Annotated in this window: 15 protein-coding genes; 9 read left to right on the top strand and 6 right to left on the bottom strand. The window is 52.9% G+C overall.

Going from position 1 to position 16,795, the window contains the following annotated elements; translation table 11 throughout:
- Positions 1 to 19: 19 nt before the first annotated feature.
- Positions 20 to 934: a ketopantoate reductase family protein gene (locus WCC56_RS12455; RefSeq protein WP_424692688.1), complete on the bottom strand. Its 915-nt coding sequence runs from the start codon at positions 932 to 934 to the stop codon at positions 20 to 22.
- Positions 935 to 1,133: 199 nt separating this feature from the next.
- On the opposite strand from WCC56_RS12455, the gene WCC56_RS12450 reads away from it, so the two are divergent.
- A complete protein-coding gene (locus WCC56_RS12450; RefSeq protein WP_424692666.1) occupies positions 1,134 to 2,297 on the top strand; it encodes a metallophosphoesterase in 1,164 nt (387 codons plus the stop codon).
- A gap of 88 nt (positions 2,298 to 2,385) precedes the next feature.
- On the opposite strand, the gene WCC56_RS12445 is transcribed toward WCC56_RS12450, so the two are convergent.
- The gene (locus tag WCC56_RS12445; protein ID WP_424692665.1) at positions 2,386 to 3,594 is read right to left on the bottom strand and encodes an aldose 1-epimerase family protein; all 1,209 of its coding nucleotides are present in this window, start codon (positions 3,592 to 3,594) and stop codon (positions 2,386 to 2,388) included.
- A gap of 470 nt (positions 3,595 to 4,064) precedes the next feature.
- On the opposite strand from WCC56_RS12445, the gene treZ reads away from it, so the two are divergent.
- The 4 genes from treZ to WCC56_RS12425 all read left to right on the top strand — a co-directional run bounded on the left by treZ (position 4,065) and on the right by WCC56_RS12425 (position 11,118).
- On the top strand, positions 4,065 to 5,852 hold the full coding sequence (gene treZ, locus WCC56_RS12440) for a malto-oligosyltrehalose trehalohydrolase (protein ID WP_424692664.1): 1,788 nt from the start codon (positions 4,065 to 4,067) through the stop codon (positions 5,850 to 5,852).
- On the top strand, positions 5,849 to 8,383 hold the full coding sequence (treY, locus tag WCC56_RS12435; RefSeq protein ID WP_424692663.1) for a malto-oligosyltrehalose synthase: 2,535 nt from the start codon (positions 5,849 to 5,851) through the stop codon (positions 8,381 to 8,383). The genes treZ and treY overlap by 4 nt, the downstream gene beginning before the upstream one ends.
- 58 nt (positions 8,384 to 8,441) lie before the next feature.
- Positions 8,442 to 10,523, top strand: a complete 2,082-nt coding sequence (gene glgX / locus WCC56_RS12430; protein WP_424692662.1) for a glycogen debranching protein GlgX — start codon at positions 8,442 to 8,444, stop codon at positions 10,521 to 10,523.
- Positions 10,524 to 10,812: 289 nt separating this feature from the next.
- The gene (locus WCC56_RS12425) at positions 10,813 to 11,118 is read left to right on the top strand and encodes a DUF1471 domain-containing protein (protein ID WP_424692661.1); all 306 of its coding nucleotides are present in this window, start codon (positions 10,813 to 10,815) and stop codon (positions 11,116 to 11,118) included.
- A 77-nt stretch (positions 11,119 to 11,195) separates the two neighbouring features.
- On the opposite strand, the gene WCC56_RS12420 is transcribed toward WCC56_RS12425, so the two are convergent.
- Positions 11,196 to 11,447: a DUF2534 family protein gene (locus tag WCC56_RS12420; RefSeq protein WP_424692660.1), complete on the bottom strand. Its 252-nt coding sequence runs from the start codon at positions 11,445 to 11,447 to the stop codon at positions 11,196 to 11,198.
- Positions 11,448 to 11,483: 36 nt separating this feature from the next.
- Here WCC56_RS12420 and WCC56_RS12415 point away from each other — a divergent pair, with 36 nt between their 5' ends.
- Complete coding sequence (locus WCC56_RS12415; protein WP_424692659.1) at positions 11,484 to 11,732, top strand: hypothetical protein; 249 nt, start codon at positions 11,484 to 11,486, stop codon at positions 11,730 to 11,732.
- 50 nt (positions 11,733 to 11,782) lie between these two features.
- On the opposite strand, the gene WCC56_RS12410 is transcribed toward WCC56_RS12415, so the two are convergent.
- On the bottom strand, positions 11,783 to 12,403 hold the full coding sequence (locus WCC56_RS12410) for a TetR/AcrR family transcriptional regulator (RefSeq protein WP_424692658.1): 621 nt from the start codon (positions 12,401 to 12,403) through the stop codon (positions 11,783 to 11,785).
- Between the two features lie 166 nt (positions 12,404 to 12,569).
- Between WCC56_RS12410 and WCC56_RS12405 the strand changes: the two genes are divergently transcribed.
- Together WCC56_RS12405 and bdcA are read left to right on the top strand one after the other, a co-directional pair.
- Entirely contained in the window at positions 12,570 to 13,742 is a 1,173-nt protein-coding gene (locus WCC56_RS12405) for an MFS transporter (RefSeq protein WP_424692687.1), read from the top strand.
- 52 nt (positions 13,743 to 13,794) lie between these two features.
- A complete protein-coding gene (gene bdcA / locus WCC56_RS12400; protein ID WP_424692657.1) occupies positions 13,795 to 14,523 on the top strand; it encodes an SDR family oxidoreductase in 729 nt (242 codons plus the stop codon).
- A 9-nt stretch (positions 14,524 to 14,532) separates the two neighbouring features.
- Here the strand turns inward: bdcA and WCC56_RS12395 are convergent, their stop codons facing one another.
- A complete protein-coding gene (locus tag WCC56_RS12395) occupies positions 14,533 to 15,447 on the bottom strand; it encodes a LysR substrate-binding domain-containing protein (protein WP_424692656.1) in 915 nt (304 codons plus the stop codon).
- Positions 15,448 to 15,577: 130 nt separating this feature from the next.
- Here WCC56_RS12395 and WCC56_RS12390 point away from each other — a divergent pair, with 130 nt between their 5' ends.
- Positions 15,578 to 16,360, top strand: coding sequence for an SDR family oxidoreductase (locus tag WCC56_RS12390; protein WP_424692655.1), 783 nt, complete (start codon positions 15,578 to 15,580; stop codon positions 16,358 to 16,360).
- A gap of 13 nt (positions 16,361 to 16,373) precedes the next feature.
- Here the strand turns inward: WCC56_RS12390 and WCC56_RS12385 are convergent, their stop codons facing one another.
- The gene (locus tag WCC56_RS12385; RefSeq protein WP_424692654.1) at positions 16,374 to 16,709 is read right to left on the bottom strand and encodes a hypothetical protein; all 336 of its coding nucleotides are present in this window, start codon (positions 16,707 to 16,709) and stop codon (positions 16,374 to 16,376) included.
- Positions 16,710 to 16,795: the final 86 nt, after the last annotated feature.

The raw sequence follows: 16,795 nt of genomic DNA, 5'->3' as shown, positions 1-16,795 counted from the left end.
CTCAGGGATGCTCAGGGCATTAACGGGCCTGCATATAAACCTGCAAATTGACGTAAACGGCATTCAACAGCGGGGCGCTTACGCTATTCTTTGCCGCGCGCTGCAGCAAATCGCCGATCACCTGATCTGACTCAATGTCATAGCCCTGGCTCAAATCCCGGTACATTGAAGACGTCATCGGCGTGTCAGGGTTACTGAGTAGGGCATAAATCTTCGAGGTGACCGCCGGGCGAGGGTGATAACCATCGGCACTTATCACTGCAAGGACCTCACTGAAGAGCCCTTGCAACAGCGCTTCTCCACCTTGTGAAGTGAGGATCTGCTGAGTATTGCCACGGGCCAGGCAAGTTACCGCGCCCAGCGTGCTTAGCAGCAACCATTTCTCCCACAGCTCACTGATAATGTCATCGCTTAAAAAGGTGTCAATGCCACAGTTGCTCAACGCGGCATCTACCTTTTGCAAACGCTGGTCGTTATTGCCATCCAAAGCGCCGTAAAAAATCTGATGCAGCGGTGTCATCTGCACCACTTCGCCCTTTGGCCCCAGCATGGCGTTAATCTTGCACAGACCGCCAATCACCTTATTCGGCCCAAAGCGGGTGCGCAGGGTATCGATATGACGCATCCCATTAAGGATCGGCATAATCAGTGTTTCGGGTCCCACAGCCGGAGCAATATCACTGATTGCCTGTTTAAGAGCAAAGCTTTTGACCGTCAGAATGATCAAATCAACCCGCCCACTCAACGTGCTGGCCTGGGTTAACTGCGGATGGAGCGTTTCTGTTCCCTTTGGCGTTTGTAAAACCAGCCCGTTTTGCTGCAGTTGTTGCAGCCGACGTTCCCGCACCAGAAAAGTCACATCACGACCGGCCTGAGCCAGACGTCCTCCAAAATAGCCGCCGGTTGCTCCGGCACCCACTACCAGAATGCGCATAGCTTGATCCTGTTCAGTCATTAAGATGTCTCCTACCTTAAAACGCGTTGGCAACGGTTGCCAGCAGAGAAATGTTTCAGGGTTCTGAGCACGGCCGGTACTGTTATTCCTCAGATTGTCGCGTAGTCTGATTCATCCGGCCGCCGCCCTGTTTTCCTGCCGGCATCACTGGCACCGCATTTCATTGAGGAGCAGTTTCATGTTTCACCTGATTTTCAGTTTACCTTCGCTGTACGTCATCACCCGTTTTATCGGCCCGATGCCCTGGCCACTGACTGTCAGGCTGGCAGCGGCCCTTTTGCTGCTAATCGCTTCTCAGTACCATCTTTTCTGCCGCTTTTCCTCCGGAAGCGTGTTTGCGCCGGAAATGCCTCGCTTCGTCGTCATTTTGTTTAACTGGGCCTTCTGCGCCATCTTCCTGATTGCGCTGATGCAACTCGTCACCGATGCGGTAGCGCTGATTGCGCTGATCGTTCAGCACAAAATCGACATTCTGCCGGGCTATCGCTACAGCATCGGCCTGATTGCCGTGCTGCTGTCGGCTTACGGGGTACATCAGGCGATACGCGTCCCGCCAGTCAAAAACATCACCGTGGAGATTAGCGGTCTTCCGCCGGAGTTTGAGGGCTATAAGATTGTGCAGCTGACGGATATGCATATCAGCCGGTTGTTCCCGGCATCCTGGTCGACTGCGGTGGTCAAAAAGGCCAACGGACTGGGCGCCGATCTGATTGCGATAACGGGCGATGTGATTGATGGCACCGTTGCTAATCGCCGCGAGGATGTAGAACCGCTGCGCGACCTCACCGCGCCGGATGGCGTGTTTGTGATCACCGGGAATCATGAGTATTTCTTTGAGCAGAAAAAATGGACTGAGCACCTGATCCAACTGGGGATGAAATCCCTGCCTAACAGTCATGCGGTCATTGAGCGGAAAGGGGCGAAATTACTGGTGGCCGGCGTGAACGATCTTTCCGCCAGTAACCGCTCTGCCACGCCTTCCGATCTGGATCAGGCACTTAAAAATGCCCCGGCAGGGGCGCCTGTCATCCTACTGGATCATCAACCAAGAAATGCACGGCAGAATGCTGCCCGAGGTGTTCAGCTCCAGTTGTCCGGTCATACGCACGGGGGATTGATTTCTGGCCTGGACCGATTCTTTGCCCCGGCCAATGGCGGATTTGTCTCAGGGTTTTATGACGTGGAAGGCATGACGCTGTACGTGAATAACGGCACAGGGCTCTGGCCAGGCATGGCGCTGAGGCTTGGACGGCCTTCAGAGCTGACGTTAATCACCTTAAAAGCCCGCCGCAGCGAGCCCAAAGAAGTCGTGCCAAAAACTGTAGCGCTGGTCAGCGAATAAAAGGGGAATTGCAGGCGGCTTTCCAACCGGAAACAGTCGGGGAGAGCCGCCAGTGAAGGATTAATTATTCAGTCCGGTTTCACGCGCATCACTCAACGGCAATAGGTTTCTCATCAATTTTGGCCGGTTCGTCGCCCTGCAGCATTTTGACCCGCTGTTCCACTTTCTGTACGGCCGCCGCATCTTTCAGCAAGGAATAGGTGAGGGTGAACTCTGTACTCTGGCCAGGCTGCAACTGCTTAACCCGTCCCTGTTCTTTCTCAATAGTGACCGGATAAGCGTAGTTAGTGCCGGGTTCTATGCCGGTGACATATCCCTGTTTCAGCGTGTCGGTATTTTTCCACATGGTCAGCAGCGGCAGTTGATGGGTGTCGAACTCGATTGCCGCGCCTTTATCCCCCTTACTGTTAATCACAGCCGCGACCGTTTTACCCTCTTTGTCCGCCTTTGGTTTCAGGTTAAATACCATTTCATCAAAGTCTTTGGTTGGGGCGCCATAGGTTGACCAGCCATCAAGACCTTTTTTGGCATAGTCATTAAACGGGGATACCGACTCAAGGGGCGCAATAAAGCGGGCATTCTTCTCCAGGATCGGCGTGCCAAAGTTGCTGTGATAAATGATCTGGTAGTCGTGCGGATAATCCGCCTGATTAGTCAGCACGTCATGCACGGTGAAGGAGTCACTGCCTGGCGTATAACGGAGTTCTGTCCAGGTCTCCAGGTTGGCTTTCTTGAAAGTGTGTTCCTTCAGCAAACCCCTGATGCGGATTTGGTGTGGGGCCTGATCATCCACAGTAATTTCAACTTTTGACGCTGGTGTATTTCCGGCCTTGCCATGCAGGGTATAAATGACGCCGTCTTTCGTTACCGGGTGGCCGGTCCATTCAAAGCCACACCGCACCATCATTTCATTGAAGCCTTCCAGCCAGCCCAGCCCGTTGCGGCTCTCCAGATTCATATAAGCAGGGTTAACCACTTCATTAACCGGCGAATCCCACCCCAAACGCACGCCATGTCCTTGTACATGCAGTAAATCCATCCCTCTGGTGGGGCTTAGCGTGATAGTCAGGCCGTTGGCACTGGTCAGCGTGATGATTTTAGATCCTTCCTGCTTGCCGCCGTGCAGCACCTGTTGCTCGATGCTGAAGTTCTCGCCGCCATATTTCAGCTCGGCATTGGTGACCTTCCAGTTTCCCTTTTCAGTACTGGTGGTTGTGTCCGTCAGCACCCAACTTTTTGCCGAGACATGGGTACTGATTAAGGTGAGGATTGCGAGGGCCAGGGTACGTTTTTTCATTATTATCTACCTTTTTGCTGAATTGATTTAGCTGAAAACACAACGAGAGTACAAAGCTGTGGCCGTTAAAAATGTGAAGAGGGTCACCAGAAGGCAAATTCACTGAAAAAGGCGGCTGAAAGTAGATTTCCATCACGAAAACTTGAGAATTATTTTACTGTTCATTGGGAAGGTGTGACTCCGGTGGGGTATACGGATTTGAGATTGAACTCGATTCAGCTTGAGAGGTGTTATTTCGGCACTAAGAGGTTATCTGGTCTTTACTGGCGAGCAACTCCATTCAGCTTTGCTGGCAGCGCCTGCATTTCAAGGCCTTTGACAGGGTGAAAGTTTTCCCCAGAGGCCATCAGTGCTGAATTCTTGGACTATGATTATTTTTTTAAAGCGTGACAGAGATCTGGGCTCCACTGCATTTTTTCTTCTCCAGGAATGTTGGCTTTTTCCATTGATGGCTTAAATGAGGGAAACGAATGGCGTCCAAATCCTTTAAAAAATGTTGGGGTAGTGAGATCGTAGGTGACGGAGAAGTCCGCTTTCGTTTGTGGGCTACCGGACAAAAGAGCGTGATCCTCAGGCTTGAGGGTAAAGACATTGAGATGACGCCCGCTGGCGAAGGATGGTTTGAGCATCTGGCCTCCGGCGTTGCAGCCGGTGCCGCGTATCACTTTGTCCTCGCCAACGGCATGACCGTGCCAGATCCCGCTGCACGGGCGCAAAAGTCAGACGTGAATGGCCCCTCACTGGTGGTCGATCCTGAGCATTACCGTTGGCAAAACACCGACTGGAAAGGCCGTCCCTGGGCCGAAAGCGTGGTTTATGAGTTGCACATTGGCACCTTCACGCCGGAAGGGACTTTTGCGTCTGCTAGCGAAAAACTGCCTTATCTCGCCGACCTCGGCATCACCATGATTGAGGTATTGCCGCTCTCACAGTTCGGTGGCGATCGTGGTTGGGGTTATGATGGCGTGCTGCTTTACGCTCCGCATTCTGCCTACGGTTCACCTGATGATTTCAAAGCCTTTGTCGACACCGCCCACAAACTGGGGATTTCGGTGGTGCTTGATATCGTTCTCAACCATTTCGGGCCCGAAGGCAATTACCTGCCGCTGCTGTCACCGGACTTCTTCCATAAAGAGCGGATGACGCCCTGGGGCGCAGGCATCGCTTATGATGTGGCCGCTGCCCGCAGTTATATGGTTGAAGCGCCTCTGTTCTGGCTGAAAGAGTATTTTCTTGATGGCCTGCGGTTTGATGCTATCGACCAGATTGAAGACAGCTCTGAAAAACATGCGTTGATTGACATTGCCGAACGCATCCGCCGGGAATTCCCCGACCGCCAAATCCACCTTTCGACCGAAGACTGCCGCAACGTGACCTTTCTTCATCCCCGAGATGCTGACGGTTCAGCACCGTTATTCACCGCCGAATGGAACGATGACTTTCACAATGCCGTCCATGTTTTTGCCACCGGCGAAACGCATGCCTATTATCAGGATTTTGCCCGCGAGCCGGAAAAACTGGTAGCCCGCACGCTGACTGAAGGTTTTGCTTATCAGGGCGAGGTTGCCCCGCAGTCCGGGGAGAAAAGGGGTGTTATCAGCGTGGATCAGCCGCCGGTGACCTTCATTGATTTTATCCAGAACCACGATCAGATCGGTAACCGGGCGCTGGGTGAAAGATTGATTGAGTTGGCTGGAGCCGAACGCACCAAAGCTCTGCTGGCAATGTTGCTGCTCTCTCCGCACATCCCGCTTTTGTTTATGGGCGAAGAGTACGGCGAAACGAATCCCTTCCTGTTCTTCACCGATTTCCATGGCGAGCTGGCTAAAGCCGTGCGTGAAGGGCGCGCCAGGGAGTTTGCAGGCCATGCCGGGCATGAAGGCACCCACGTTCCCGATCCCAATGACAAACAAACCTTTGTGATGTCGACGCTTGACTGGGGTAAGCCAGCCAGCGAGGAAGGCAAGCAGTGGTTGGCGCAGACCAAAGAGCTGTTGGCGCTGCGGCAGCGCTATATTGTGCCGTTGCTGGCTAACGCAGGCGGCAAAAGCGGTAAAGTGCTGAAGACAGCGGAAGGCTTTCTCGCCGTCAGCTGGACTTTCCCTGACGGCACGCTGTCGCTGGCCCTGAATATCGCTGAGGCAGACCAGCCGCTTCCCGACATGCCTGGTAAAACGATCTTTGCCTGGCCTGCGGAAGAAACCGTGCTCTCACAAAATTCCATCCTTGTCCGTCTGGCCTCGGGAGAGGGGAAATGACTATTCCAACAGCGACCTACCGGATTCAGTTCCGTAACGGCATGACCTTCGATCGCGCTGCCACTCTGGTGCCTTATTTGCAGCGGCTTGGCATCAGCCATCTGTACGCTTCGCCCATTTTTACCGCGACAGCCGGGTCAACGCACGGTTATGACATGACTGATGCCAACGAAATAGACCCGGCAATTGGCGGTCGTGAAGGCTTTGATCACCTGGTCAGAACCTTAAAAGAGGCAGGCCTCGGCTTGATCCTGGACATCGTGCCCAACCATATGGCGGCGTCACTGGAAAATCCCTGGTGGCGAGAGGTTATCGAGCAGGGACAAAACAGCCGCTATGCGCGGTATTTCGATATCGACTGGTCGCGGCGCCTGACATTACCTTTCCTTGGTGACACCTTTGACATCGCATTAGAGAACGGTGACATCAGTATCCAGCCAGATCCCGCTACGGGCCGCCCGACAATGGCCTACTTCGAGAGTTTTTATCCGTTAACGCCGGAAAGCTGGCAGGGGAAAGAGCAGGAGATCCTGCAGCTGAGCGACAAATCGGAGATTGCCGAACTGCATGAACGCCAGCCCTGGCGGCTGATGTCGTGGCGGGATGCGCCGGACGAGCTTTCCTATCGCCGGTTCTTCGAAATCACCGGGCTTGCTGGCGTACGGGTTGAAGATCGGGCCGTGTTTGATGACACGCACAGGCTGATCCTTGAGCTGGTTCATACTGGCGCTGTCGAGGGGCTCAGGGTTGACCATGTTGATGGTCTTGCCGACCCGAAAGGGTATCTTGACCTGCTGCGCCAGCAGGCAGGCCCGGACTGTTATCTCACCGTGGAGAAAATTTTGGGTGAGGGCGAGGTCATCCCTGCAGACTGGCCGATTTCTGGCACCACCGGTTATGAGTTTATTGCTTCACTCTCCGATGCGCTGGTCGATGGCAGGAAGATCGGCACTTTACGTAAAGCCTATGAGCGAGTCATTGGCAGGCAGGTCGATATGGAAGCGGAGCTGCGGGCCGCCAAGTTACTGATGGCTGACAGAAATTTCGCTGGTGAATTCAGCACCTTGTTGACGCTGGCTACCGAGATCGCCAGCAAAGAGAACACCGTACTGGATGAGGAAACGGGACGGGAGGCGCTTCGCGAATTGCTGATTGCCTTCCCGGTCTACCGTACTTATGGCACTGAAGAAGGTCTTCCCGAGGAAGGCAGTGACATGCTGCATCAGGTTGCCCGAGAGGTGAAAACCGGCGATAACGTGCCGGACCGTGATGCGGTGGATTTCCTCACCCGGATCCTGGCGGGCAAGGTTTCGACACAGGCCGCTGACGAGGCGGATACGTTCCGCACCCGCTTCCAGCAGCTCACCGGACCGCTGATGGCCAAATCGGTGGAAGACACCTTATTCTTCCGTCAGCATATGGAGCTGGCGCTGAACGAAGTCGGTGCGGAGCCTTTGCCGCGAACTTTTACGCCTGAGCGATTCCATCAGGAGATGGCGCAGCGGCTACAGCTTCAACCCGATGCAATCTCCAGCACTTCGACCCATGACACCAAACGCGGTGAAGATGCCCGCGCCAGACTGTATACGCTAACTGAAGCGCCGGAGATCTGGCAGGCGTGCGTTGCTCGCTGGCAGCAGATGAACCGGGACAAAGTCGTTCAGCTTGCGGATGGCCTGGCCCCGAAACCCGCCGTGGAGTGGATGCTCTACCAGGCGCTGGCTGGCGTCTGGCCAGCCACGCTTGAGCCTGACGATGTGAAAGGGTTAAAAGCACTCGAAGAACGCTTCCTGGCGTTTGTAGAAAAAGCGTTACGGGAAGCGAAGCAGCGCACAGACTGGGCCGAGACTAACGAACCTTACGAGACTGCGGTATTCGATTATGTCAGGCATTTGCTTTCACCGGCAAATCAGCCCTTCCTGCAAGATTTTCACCAGGCGCTGCAACCCTTTATTCGCGCTGGCCTGGTCAACAGCCTCACGCAGACCGTCATCAAGCTGATTGCCCCTGGCGTACCGGATATCTATCAGGGCAGCGAAGCGTTGAATTTCAGCCTGGTCGATCCTGATAACCGACGCGATCCTGATTTTACGCTGCTGGAGAGGCAGCTGGCGGCACAACCCGTGTTGCCTTCTTCCTGTGAGGAAGCCGACTGGCGTAGTGGAAAACTCAAACAACAGGTTATTTCACAGCTGCTGCATCTACGTCTGGATAAACCCGCCTTATTCAGAAAAGGTGACTATCTGCCGCTGAACGTTACAGGCCATCAGGCTGAGAACATCCTGGCGTTTGCCCGCATGGACGGAGCTGATGCGGTGCTGGTGATCCTGCCAAGGCTGGTTTTCGGGAAGGTAGCTGAAAGCCTGTCCGGGCAGCCTAAGCATTACTGGAATAACGCGGTACTGACGCTGCCTGCTCAGTTTGCGAATCGCCGTTATCGCGTTGTTCTGACCGGTAAGGAAATGTTCCTGAACAGCCGGTTCAATTTAGAAGACGTTGAGTGTTATACCCCGGTGATCCTTCTGGGTTGATTGAATACAACAATCCATAAATCGCAGTTACATTGACTTATTTGCAATGGAGAGTGGCATGTCGAACGGTAAACCTTATGGGATCACCGCGGGTAACAGCCTGCGTCTTGGCGCTAATTTTGACGGGAAGGGGGTGAATTTCGCGCTGTTCTCCGCCCATGCAGACAGAGTTGAACTCTGTCTTTACGATCCTACCGGCGTGTTCGAAATCACCCGGCTGGACCTGCCTGAATATACCAATGAGGTCTGGCACGGTTATGTGCCCGACCTCAAAGCCGGTGCGCTTTACGGCTATCGCGTGTATGGGCCTTATGATCCGGAAAACGGCCATCGATTTAATCCCAATAAGTTATTGCTCGATCCCTATGCCCGCGAGCTGTCAGGCGAGATTGAGTGGAACGAAGCGCACTTTGCCTACAATCTGCATGATGACGACAAAGACCTGACCTTCGACGAAAGGGACAGCGCACCGTACACGCCTAAGTGCCGAGTCATCGATCCTGACGAATTCAACTGGCAGGATGAAAACCGTCCCGTGATCAGCTGGCCGGAAACGGTGATATACGAAACGCACGTGAAGGGATTTACCCAACTAAATTCAGCCGTGCCGCAAGAGCTTCGCGGTACCTATGAAGGGATGGGCCACAAGGCAACGGTTGATTACATCAAGAACCTTGGCATCACCACTGTTGAACTGTTGCCGGTTCACTGGTTTCCGGACGATCAGCACCTGCTGGAGAAAGGGCTGAAGAATTTCTGGGGCTACAACACGCTTAATTTCTTCTCGCCAGCCAGTCGCTATTTCGGGCCAAATGGCATTCAGGGCTTCCGGGATATGGTAAAGGCCTATCACGATGCCGGTATCGAGGTGATTCTGGACGTGGTGTATAACCACACCGCCGAGGGCAACGAGCTTGGACCGACGCTCTCGTTTAAGGGCATCGACAATTACTCTTACTACCGAACTTTTCCCGAGCAACACCGCTATTACATTAATGATACCGGGACAGGTAACACGGTAAACACCTCGCATCCTCGGGTGCTGCAGATGATCATGGACTCGCTGCGTTACTGGGCGGAATCGATGCATATCGACGGTTTTCGCTTCGATTTAGGCACTATTCTTGGCCGCGAGCCGGAAGGGTTCGATGAGCGTAGCGGTTTCTTTGATGCGATGATGCAGGATCCGGTGCTGTCGAAACTGAAACTGATTGGCGAACCCTGGGATATTGGGCCGGGTGGGTATCAGGTTGGCGGTTTCCCACCTGGCTGGGCGGAGTGGAATGATAAGTACCGCGATACGGTGCGGGAATACTGGAAAGGTGACAACGTAGCGTCTGATTTTGCCGCGCGCTTGCTGGGTTCAGGCGATTTATACGATTTACGGGGCCGCCGTCCCTGGGCGAGCGTCAACTTCATCACCGCACACGATGGTTTCACGCTGAACGATCTGACGTCTTACAACGAAAAGCAAAATGAAGCCAACGGCGAGGACAACAACGACGGCCATAATGATAACCGATCGTACAATTACGGCGCGGAAGGCCCAACCACTGACGAAGCGATCAACGCGGTGCGCGACAGACAGCGGCGTAATTTCCTTACCACTATTCTGTTCTCCCACGGCACACCGATGCTGTTGGCTGGCGATGAGTTTGGCCGCAGCCAGTTGGGCAACAATAATGGCTACTGCCAGGACAGTGAAATTTCTTGGGTAGAGTGGGACAGAGTCCCAGACACGGGGGCGGAATTACGCGAGTTCACTCGTCAGCTGATTAAACTTCGGGCTAAACAGCCGTTGCTGCGCAGGGAAAGTTGGCGTGATGGCATGGAGATCAAATGGTTCAACGCTGGCGGAGGCTTCCAGCAATCTGAGCAATGGGATGAAGGCTCAACGCTTGGACTCTATCTTGGCCGCCCGGATCTCCACACGGAAGAAGGTATCTGGCATGACGTGTTGATGCTCTTCAACCCGTTTGAGGGGAATGTGCCGTTTCAAATTCCGCAGTTTGGAGAAGGTGGCTGGGTGCTTGAACTGACAACGGCCACGTCAATAACCGCTAAACCCGGGCTGGTGATCACCCGAGAAAAGGATTTTGAGTTGGAAGGCCGAAGCATGGCTTTATTCAGGCGGCCCTAAAAGGGGCTCAACATTTAAAGCGTGTCAGAAGAGATGAAAATGTAATCAGATGCAAATATCTTCTTTAATGTTGTGTTAGTTGTGGCGGAACTTTTCTTAACAATTATTTAGCAAGTTTAGCTAAAACGATTAACGAGAAAAGGCGTTAAGTAGACCAACCGGCGCAGTTAAGCGGAAGTGCGCAATCGCCGATATTACTGAGAAGGCACCTTCGACCCACTCTCAATTAGAAAGCGTCGGCGCCTTTTCGTTTTACCGGTTTTACACTGGAATACTCAGGAGTCACAACATGAAAGATCTCGTTAACGATGTTTTATCTATATTTTCACCACAAAGCGTTAAGCCGGTACTGATCCGCGCAGGTTTAACCCATCGTGAGATTGCTTCCCTGCATCCAGTGGGCGTAACACAAGTCAGTTGGGTGACTTCAATGGAAGAGTTAAACGATGCGTTCGTGAAAAAAGCGAGGGAAGCGGGTGCGGCTGGTTATCACATTACCGATGTGGAATCCCACAAGCCGGGTAATGATGAGCAACATGTGTTAGCCGCCAAGGCGACGCTGTATTACGTTGGTGAAAAAGCGGCCAATGGCTGATGTATTTATCCGGCAGAACTGAAATAGCAAAACACCGCATCTCTTAATTGAACGCGGTGTTTTTTTATCTGCCCACTTCAGCTTTGTTTATCATCACTTTCGCCAAGGAACCAGTACCACAACGGAATAGAAAGCAGTCCGGTAAAAACCATGGAATAGACCAGGATCATAAAGCACTGGGTGACATACATCTCTGCTGTCCACTGATTTAAGGGGATGTGATATTCATCAATTGCGCCTCCCACCATCACTTTGGTCATCACCACCAGAATAATCAGCAGCAGGATCACCACGGCAGAGAAAAACTGTTTAACTTCTTTTCGCTTCAATGAAAAACCTGTTGCCTCAGCGGCTTTAGTGGCGCTGTGAGTAAGGTCAGTTTCTTCCTTTTCAGGCTGGATGTGCGGCATATCTTTCTCTCATACTGGTCAGTTATCGTCGCTGGAATTGGCCTTATCGATGCCATTGCCATGCACTATCGTCCCATTGACGCCGTAGGTAAAACGGTTCTTGTCAGCAGTCCGTTTCTTTCCCTGCGTTTTAGCGTATCTGCGAGTGATATCACCAGCGATGAACTGCCGGTCGATGGCGGCATGGCGATTAAGCTGGGTTAAGAGGCTTATGCTGAGATTATCCGGCGAGAATGTTCCTGAGCCGGATAATTTTACCGATTGGGGTTAAGAAGTGAGCCATCCCATAACAGCATCACTTGCCTGACAGAGCGTTCAATCTGTTCATATGCCACACCATCACGTGCTAACGTAGAGATACCGGTCAGGAAGCTGCTGAAAGTGAACCCCAGAGTTTTCGCTGAGATATCAGCCCGCAGTTCTCCACTCAACACACCCCGTTGTACGCAGTGAATGAATCCTTCACTAGTCCGTGCTCTCGACTCTTCGAGTGGACGAAGCAGATAGTTGTGCTCGCTTGCACTGACTGTCATCAGGCCCAGAGTGACCATGCAGCCTTTGGGATGATCGGCTTCACACTGCATTTTGGACGAACGCAGCAGGGTAGATTCAATCGCTTCGCGCGGCAATACATCGTCATGCCATAACGCTTCTGTCACGCGACCATGCGACTGTAAATAGCACTGGACAGCCTCCTGAAATAACTTCTCTTTTGAGCCAAATGCGGCGTAAAAGCTGGGTGCGGTGATGCCGTTACCGATGGCACCTTTAAGCTGACTCAATGAGGTTGAATCAAACCCTCTTTCCCAGAACAGGTGCATTGCCTGTCGAACCGCTTCATCACGATCAAACTGTCTTGGTCTGCCCGTTCTCATACGACTTCTCCTTTCAACTGCGTTATATACTAATCGATACATAAATAATTGACAATGCCTCGCGCTCAGGATATCTATACCGAACGATACATATTAAATTTCACCTGAAAGAGAGGGCAGTTTGGCTGATAAACACCAGGTCGCGAACCCGACCCAAAACGAGAAAATGCCGGTCATGGCGCTGCTGGCATTAGCGATGACCGGCTTTATCTGCATTGTGACCGAAACCATTCCCGCAGGCCTGCTGCCGCAAATAAGCGCCGGACTGACTATTTCACTGTCGCTTGCCGGTCAGATGGTCACGGCGTATGCCGCGGGATCGCTGATTGCGGCTATTCCTCTGACCCTCGCCACCCGAAACTGGCGGCGCAGAAGCGTTTTACTGACCACCATTGTGGGATTTTTGCTGTTCAACACGCTTACCGCACTCTCGACCAATGTCGTGATGACCTTAACCGCGCGTTTCCTGGCTGGCGCATCTGCCGGATTAGCCTGGAGCTTGCTGGCAGGCTATGCCCGCAGAATGGTTCCTGTTTCCTTGCAGGGCAAGGCGATGGCTCTGGCGATGGTGGGCACACCGATCGCACTTTCTCTGGGTGTGCCGCTGGGCACCTGGCTGGGAAATTTGCTGGGATGGCGGATGACGTTTGCCGTGATGTCTGGACTGTCAGTGCTGCTTATTCTCTGGGTTTTACTGGCCGTGCCGGACTTTGCCGGCCAGACCAGCCAGCAAAAGATGCCCCTTAAGAAAGTCTTCATGACGCCCGGTGTCCGGTCGGTATTGGCGGTGGTTTTTACCTGGATGCTGGCCCACAACATTCTTTACACCTACATCGCCCCGTTTGTCTCGCCAGCGGGGCTGGAAAATAAAGTCGGCCTGATTTTACTGATTTTTGGCCTGGCCGCGTTGGTTGGCATCTTTATCACCGGCAGGATTATCGATCGCCATCTTCGTCTGGCTGTGTTGATTTCGCTGGCTGTGTTCGCCCTGGTTTCATTGATTTTCGCTGTAGCCTTAACCTCGCCAGGGGTGATTTATGGTGGCGTGGCTGTTTGGGGCATCACTTTTGGCGGTGCTGCCACCTTGCTGCAAACCGCGTTGGCTGATGCTGCAGGCGAAGGGGCTGACATTGCGTTATCGATGAATGTGGTGGTCTGGAACAGTGCCATTGCTGCTGGTGGCATCACCGGGGGAATGTTACTTGAACACAGCGGAGTCACTTCGTTTTGCTGGGTAATGCTTATACTTTTGCTGCTGAGTTTTGTTATCGCTTCACGCGCCAGCAGAAACGGATTTAGTCAACAAGGCAGACCCGTTTGTTCCGTTACCAGCTCTTGATTCAGGAGCTGACCACATCCTGATATTTATCACCCTATCACGAGGAATGACCATGACTGATTACAACGATAAAGCAGTGGCAGGCAGGAAGGTTCTTATTCTTGGGGGCAGCCGCGGTATTGGCGAAGCTATCGTGCGCCGTTTTGCTGAGCAGGGCGATGAGGTGGTTTTCACTTACGCCAGTTCCCGGGAGAAGGCTGAGGTCATCGCGCAGGAGACAAAAAGCCAGATGCTCAAACTAGACGTGTCCAATCGTGCCGAGCTGGTGAATGCCATCTCCCAGGCAGGGGAACTCGATGTGCTGGTGTTCAACGCTGGGGTGCTGGCAGCCGGAGACCCGCTGGAAATCGATGCCGATGAAATCGAAAGGTTGTTCGTCATCAATGTCCATGCGCCTTATTTCGCTGCCGTTGAAGCCGCAAGAAAAATGAAGGAAGGCGGCCGCATTATCATCATTGGCTCGGTCAATGCCGATCGCATTCCAGTAGAGGGCTTAACAGCCTATGGCGCCAGTAAAGCCGCCGTTCAGGGTATGGCGAAAGGCCTGGCGAGGGATTTTGGCGCTCGTGGAATCACGGTAAACGTCGTGCAACCCGGGCCGACCGATACCGATATGAACCCGTCAGACGGGCCAATGAATGAAATGATGCACAGCTTTATGGCCATCAAAAGGCACGCCCACGCCAGCGAAGTCGCGGGAATGGTGTTCTGGATTGCAGGGAGTGAAGCCAGCATGGTCACCGGCGCCGCACTGACAATTGATGGCGGTTTTGGTGCGTGAGGGAACAGGCTAACTCCCGCCTGTATCTGCATTTTGTGCAAACAGTTCTTTCACCCAGTCAGCAAAGACTCTGACCTTGGTACTCAATTGGCGGCTTGGCGCATAGCTAAAATAGATGTCGACAGGCTCAGGCCGCCAATTCTCGAGGACTGGCACAAGCGTGCCTGCTTCGATCGCTGGACGAACCATAAAACCCAGCGTGTGAATCAGGCCGATACCGGCAAGAGCGGTCGCCAGGTGGGCATTACTCTCATTGACCATCACTTTGCAGGGAGGGGTGATCTCCAGTGACTCCCCCTGATGGCTGAATTTCAACGGCAATAAGATGCCGCTTTGCGACGAAAAATACCCTGCAACCGGGAACGCCTCACTCATCAGTTGCTGCGGATGCTGAGGAATTCCATAACGCTCCAGATAAGCCACGCTGGCACAGGTGGCCCAGCTAAATGAACCGATCTTGCGGGAGATTAATGCCCCGTCAGCCGCACTAATGCGAATCGCGCCATCTACGTTTTCTCCAATCACATCAACAGTACGGTCAGAGACTCCGACCTGCAGCTCAATATCAGGATAGCGGGCACAAAAGTCAGGAAGAGCAGGGATTAACAGCAAGCTGGCGGCAGTCCCACCTGTTTCAATCCGTAGACGTCCTCTTGGCGTTGCCTGGGCTCGCCCAAGCGTGGTATCGATATCTTCCAACTCGCTGAGCAGATGTTTAGTGCGTTCATAATAGGCTGTGCCATCACGGGTGACACTGACCCGTCGAGTGCTGCGTTCAAGCAGTTTTACCCCAAGATGCTTTTCCAACGCTTGAATGGATTTACTCAAAGTGGCATTGGGCATTTGTAGTGATTGCGCGGCTCGCGAGAACCCGCCTGTTTCTACTACCCGCGCAAAGGCACGTATGGCTTGAAGTTGATCCATGGCAGAAAGCTCCCGGCTGATTATCTCTGTAGCGGAATAAAGAATTCAAATTTACGCTATTTATTCCTGAATCTGCTAGTTCTATTGTTATTTCCGTAATGACAACCCACATCACTCGCGGAGAATGTTCATGAAAATTTCAGACCTCACCAATATCCATGCCACCAAACATCAGGGAAAAATTGCGCTGGTTACCGGAGGAAGCTCAGGTATCGGTCTGGCTACAGCCGTCCGTATAGCGCGTGAAGGCGCCACGGTGATTATCACGGGCCGCCGTCAGACCGAGTTGGACAGCGCTGTTGCTCAGATAGGTTCTGGTGCTACAGCTATTCAAGGCGATATTTCTGTGGCGGCGGATTTGGATCGGATTGTCGACATCATCCGGGAGGCACACGGTCGTCTGGATCTGCTTTTTGCGAATGCAGGGGGAGGCGAATTTTCTGCTCTGGAGTCCATCACCGAGGCGCAATTCGACAAGTACTTCAACATCAATGTTAAAGGCACGTTGTTTACCCTACAAAAAACGCTCCCACTGATGGGCGAGGGAAGTGCCATTGTGGTCACTGGCTCGATAGCTGCCAACCAGGGGATGCCAGCATTTGGGGTGTATGCGGCGACGAAGGCTGCACTTCGTTCTTTTGTTCGCACCGCGGCCTCCGATCTTAAGGGTCGTAACATCCGTGTGAACGCCATCGCCCCAGGCGTAGTGATCACACCGGCCTACAAGTCTGAATTAGGCATGAACGATGAAGCGATCACCCAATACCTGGAACAAGTAGCCGATAAAACGCCGCTGGGCCGTGCTGCCAGTGCAGATGAGATGGCCAAAGCCATGTCGTTTCTGGCCTCAGACGATGCCAGCTTTATCACCGGCATCGAACTGGTTGTCGATGGCGGCATGACCCAGATTTAATCTGCGAAGGCGCTTAAGTAAAAGTCATCGCCCAGGTGATCAAACCTGCAATGCAGGTGGTGAAAGTCAGGGCGATTAAAAATAAAATATCAATCCATTTCTCAAGCAGAGGCTGGTGTTTTACTCCACCCGATCGCAAACCCCAGTACGACAGGAGCGTGGTGACCAAATACAAAAAAGCATTGACCGCCAGCAAGTCATCCCCGAGCGTATCTTCTTTTCTGAGCGTGGTAACGACCTGGAAAATCCCTATCACCGTAATGCAGACTCCAACCATCCCTGCCGAAGCGGTAAATATATGAACGCAAATGTCTTTTTCTATTTTAGCCTGGTCACTTTCTGTCGACATGGTAAACGCTCCCTGACAGGGACGGGTCAAATGTTACTGCCAGTATAGTCCGCCTGAATTCACGACGAATCACCGCTGTAAAATCA

The sequence above is a fragment of the Erwinia sp. genome (assembly GCF_049696395.1).
GTDB lineage: Bacteria > Pseudomonadota > Gammaproteobacteria > Enterobacterales > Enterobacteriaceae > Erwinia.
This window is presented reverse-complemented; position numbering and strand designations above follow the sequence as displayed.

Coding starts and splice junctions, on each gene's coding strand:
- WCC56_RS12405 (WP_424692687.1), top strand. CDS start 12,570: ATGCCGGTCATGGCGCTGCTGGCATTAGCGATGACCGGCTTTATCTGC.
- treZ (WP_424692664.1), top strand. CDS start 4,065: ATGGCGTCCAAATCCTTTAAAAAATGTTGGGGTAGTGAGATCGTAGGT.
- WCC56_RS12445 (WP_424692665.1), bottom strand. CDS start 3,594: ATGAAAAAACGTACCCTGGCCCTCGCAATCCTCACCTTAATCAGTACC.
- WCC56_RS12410 (WP_424692658.1), bottom strand. CDS start 12,403: ATGAGAACGGGCAGACCAAGACAGTTTGATCGTGATGAAGCGGTTCGA.
- WCC56_RS12455 (WP_424692688.1), bottom strand. CDS start 934: ATGCGCATTCTGGTAGTGGGTGCCGGAGCAACCGGCGGCTATTTTGGA.
- WCC56_RS12395 (WP_424692656.1), bottom strand. CDS start 15,447: ATGGATCAACTTCAAGCCATACGTGCCTTTGCGCGGGTAGTAGAAACA.
- WCC56_RS12425 (WP_424692661.1), top strand. CDS start 10,813: ATGAAAGATCTCGTTAACGATGTTTTATCTATATTTTCACCACAAAGC.
- WCC56_RS12450 (WP_424692666.1), top strand. CDS start 1,134: ATGTTTCACCTGATTTTCAGTTTACCTTCGCTGTACGTCATCACCCGT.
- treY (WP_424692663.1), top strand. CDS start 5,849: ATGACTATTCCAACAGCGACCTACCGGATTCAGTTCCGTAACGGCATG.
- bdcA (WP_424692657.1), top strand. CDS start 13,795: ATGACTGATTACAACGATAAAGCAGTGGCAGGCAGGAAGGTTCTTATT.
- WCC56_RS12385 (WP_424692654.1), bottom strand. CDS start 16,709: ATGTCGACAGAAAGTGACCAGGCTAAAATAGAAAAAGACATTTGCGTT.
- glgX (WP_424692662.1), top strand. CDS start 8,442: ATGTCGAACGGTAAACCTTATGGGATCACCGCGGGTAACAGCCTGCGT.
- WCC56_RS12390 (WP_424692655.1), top strand. CDS start 15,578: ATGAAAATTTCAGACCTCACCAATATCCATGCCACCAAACATCAGGGA.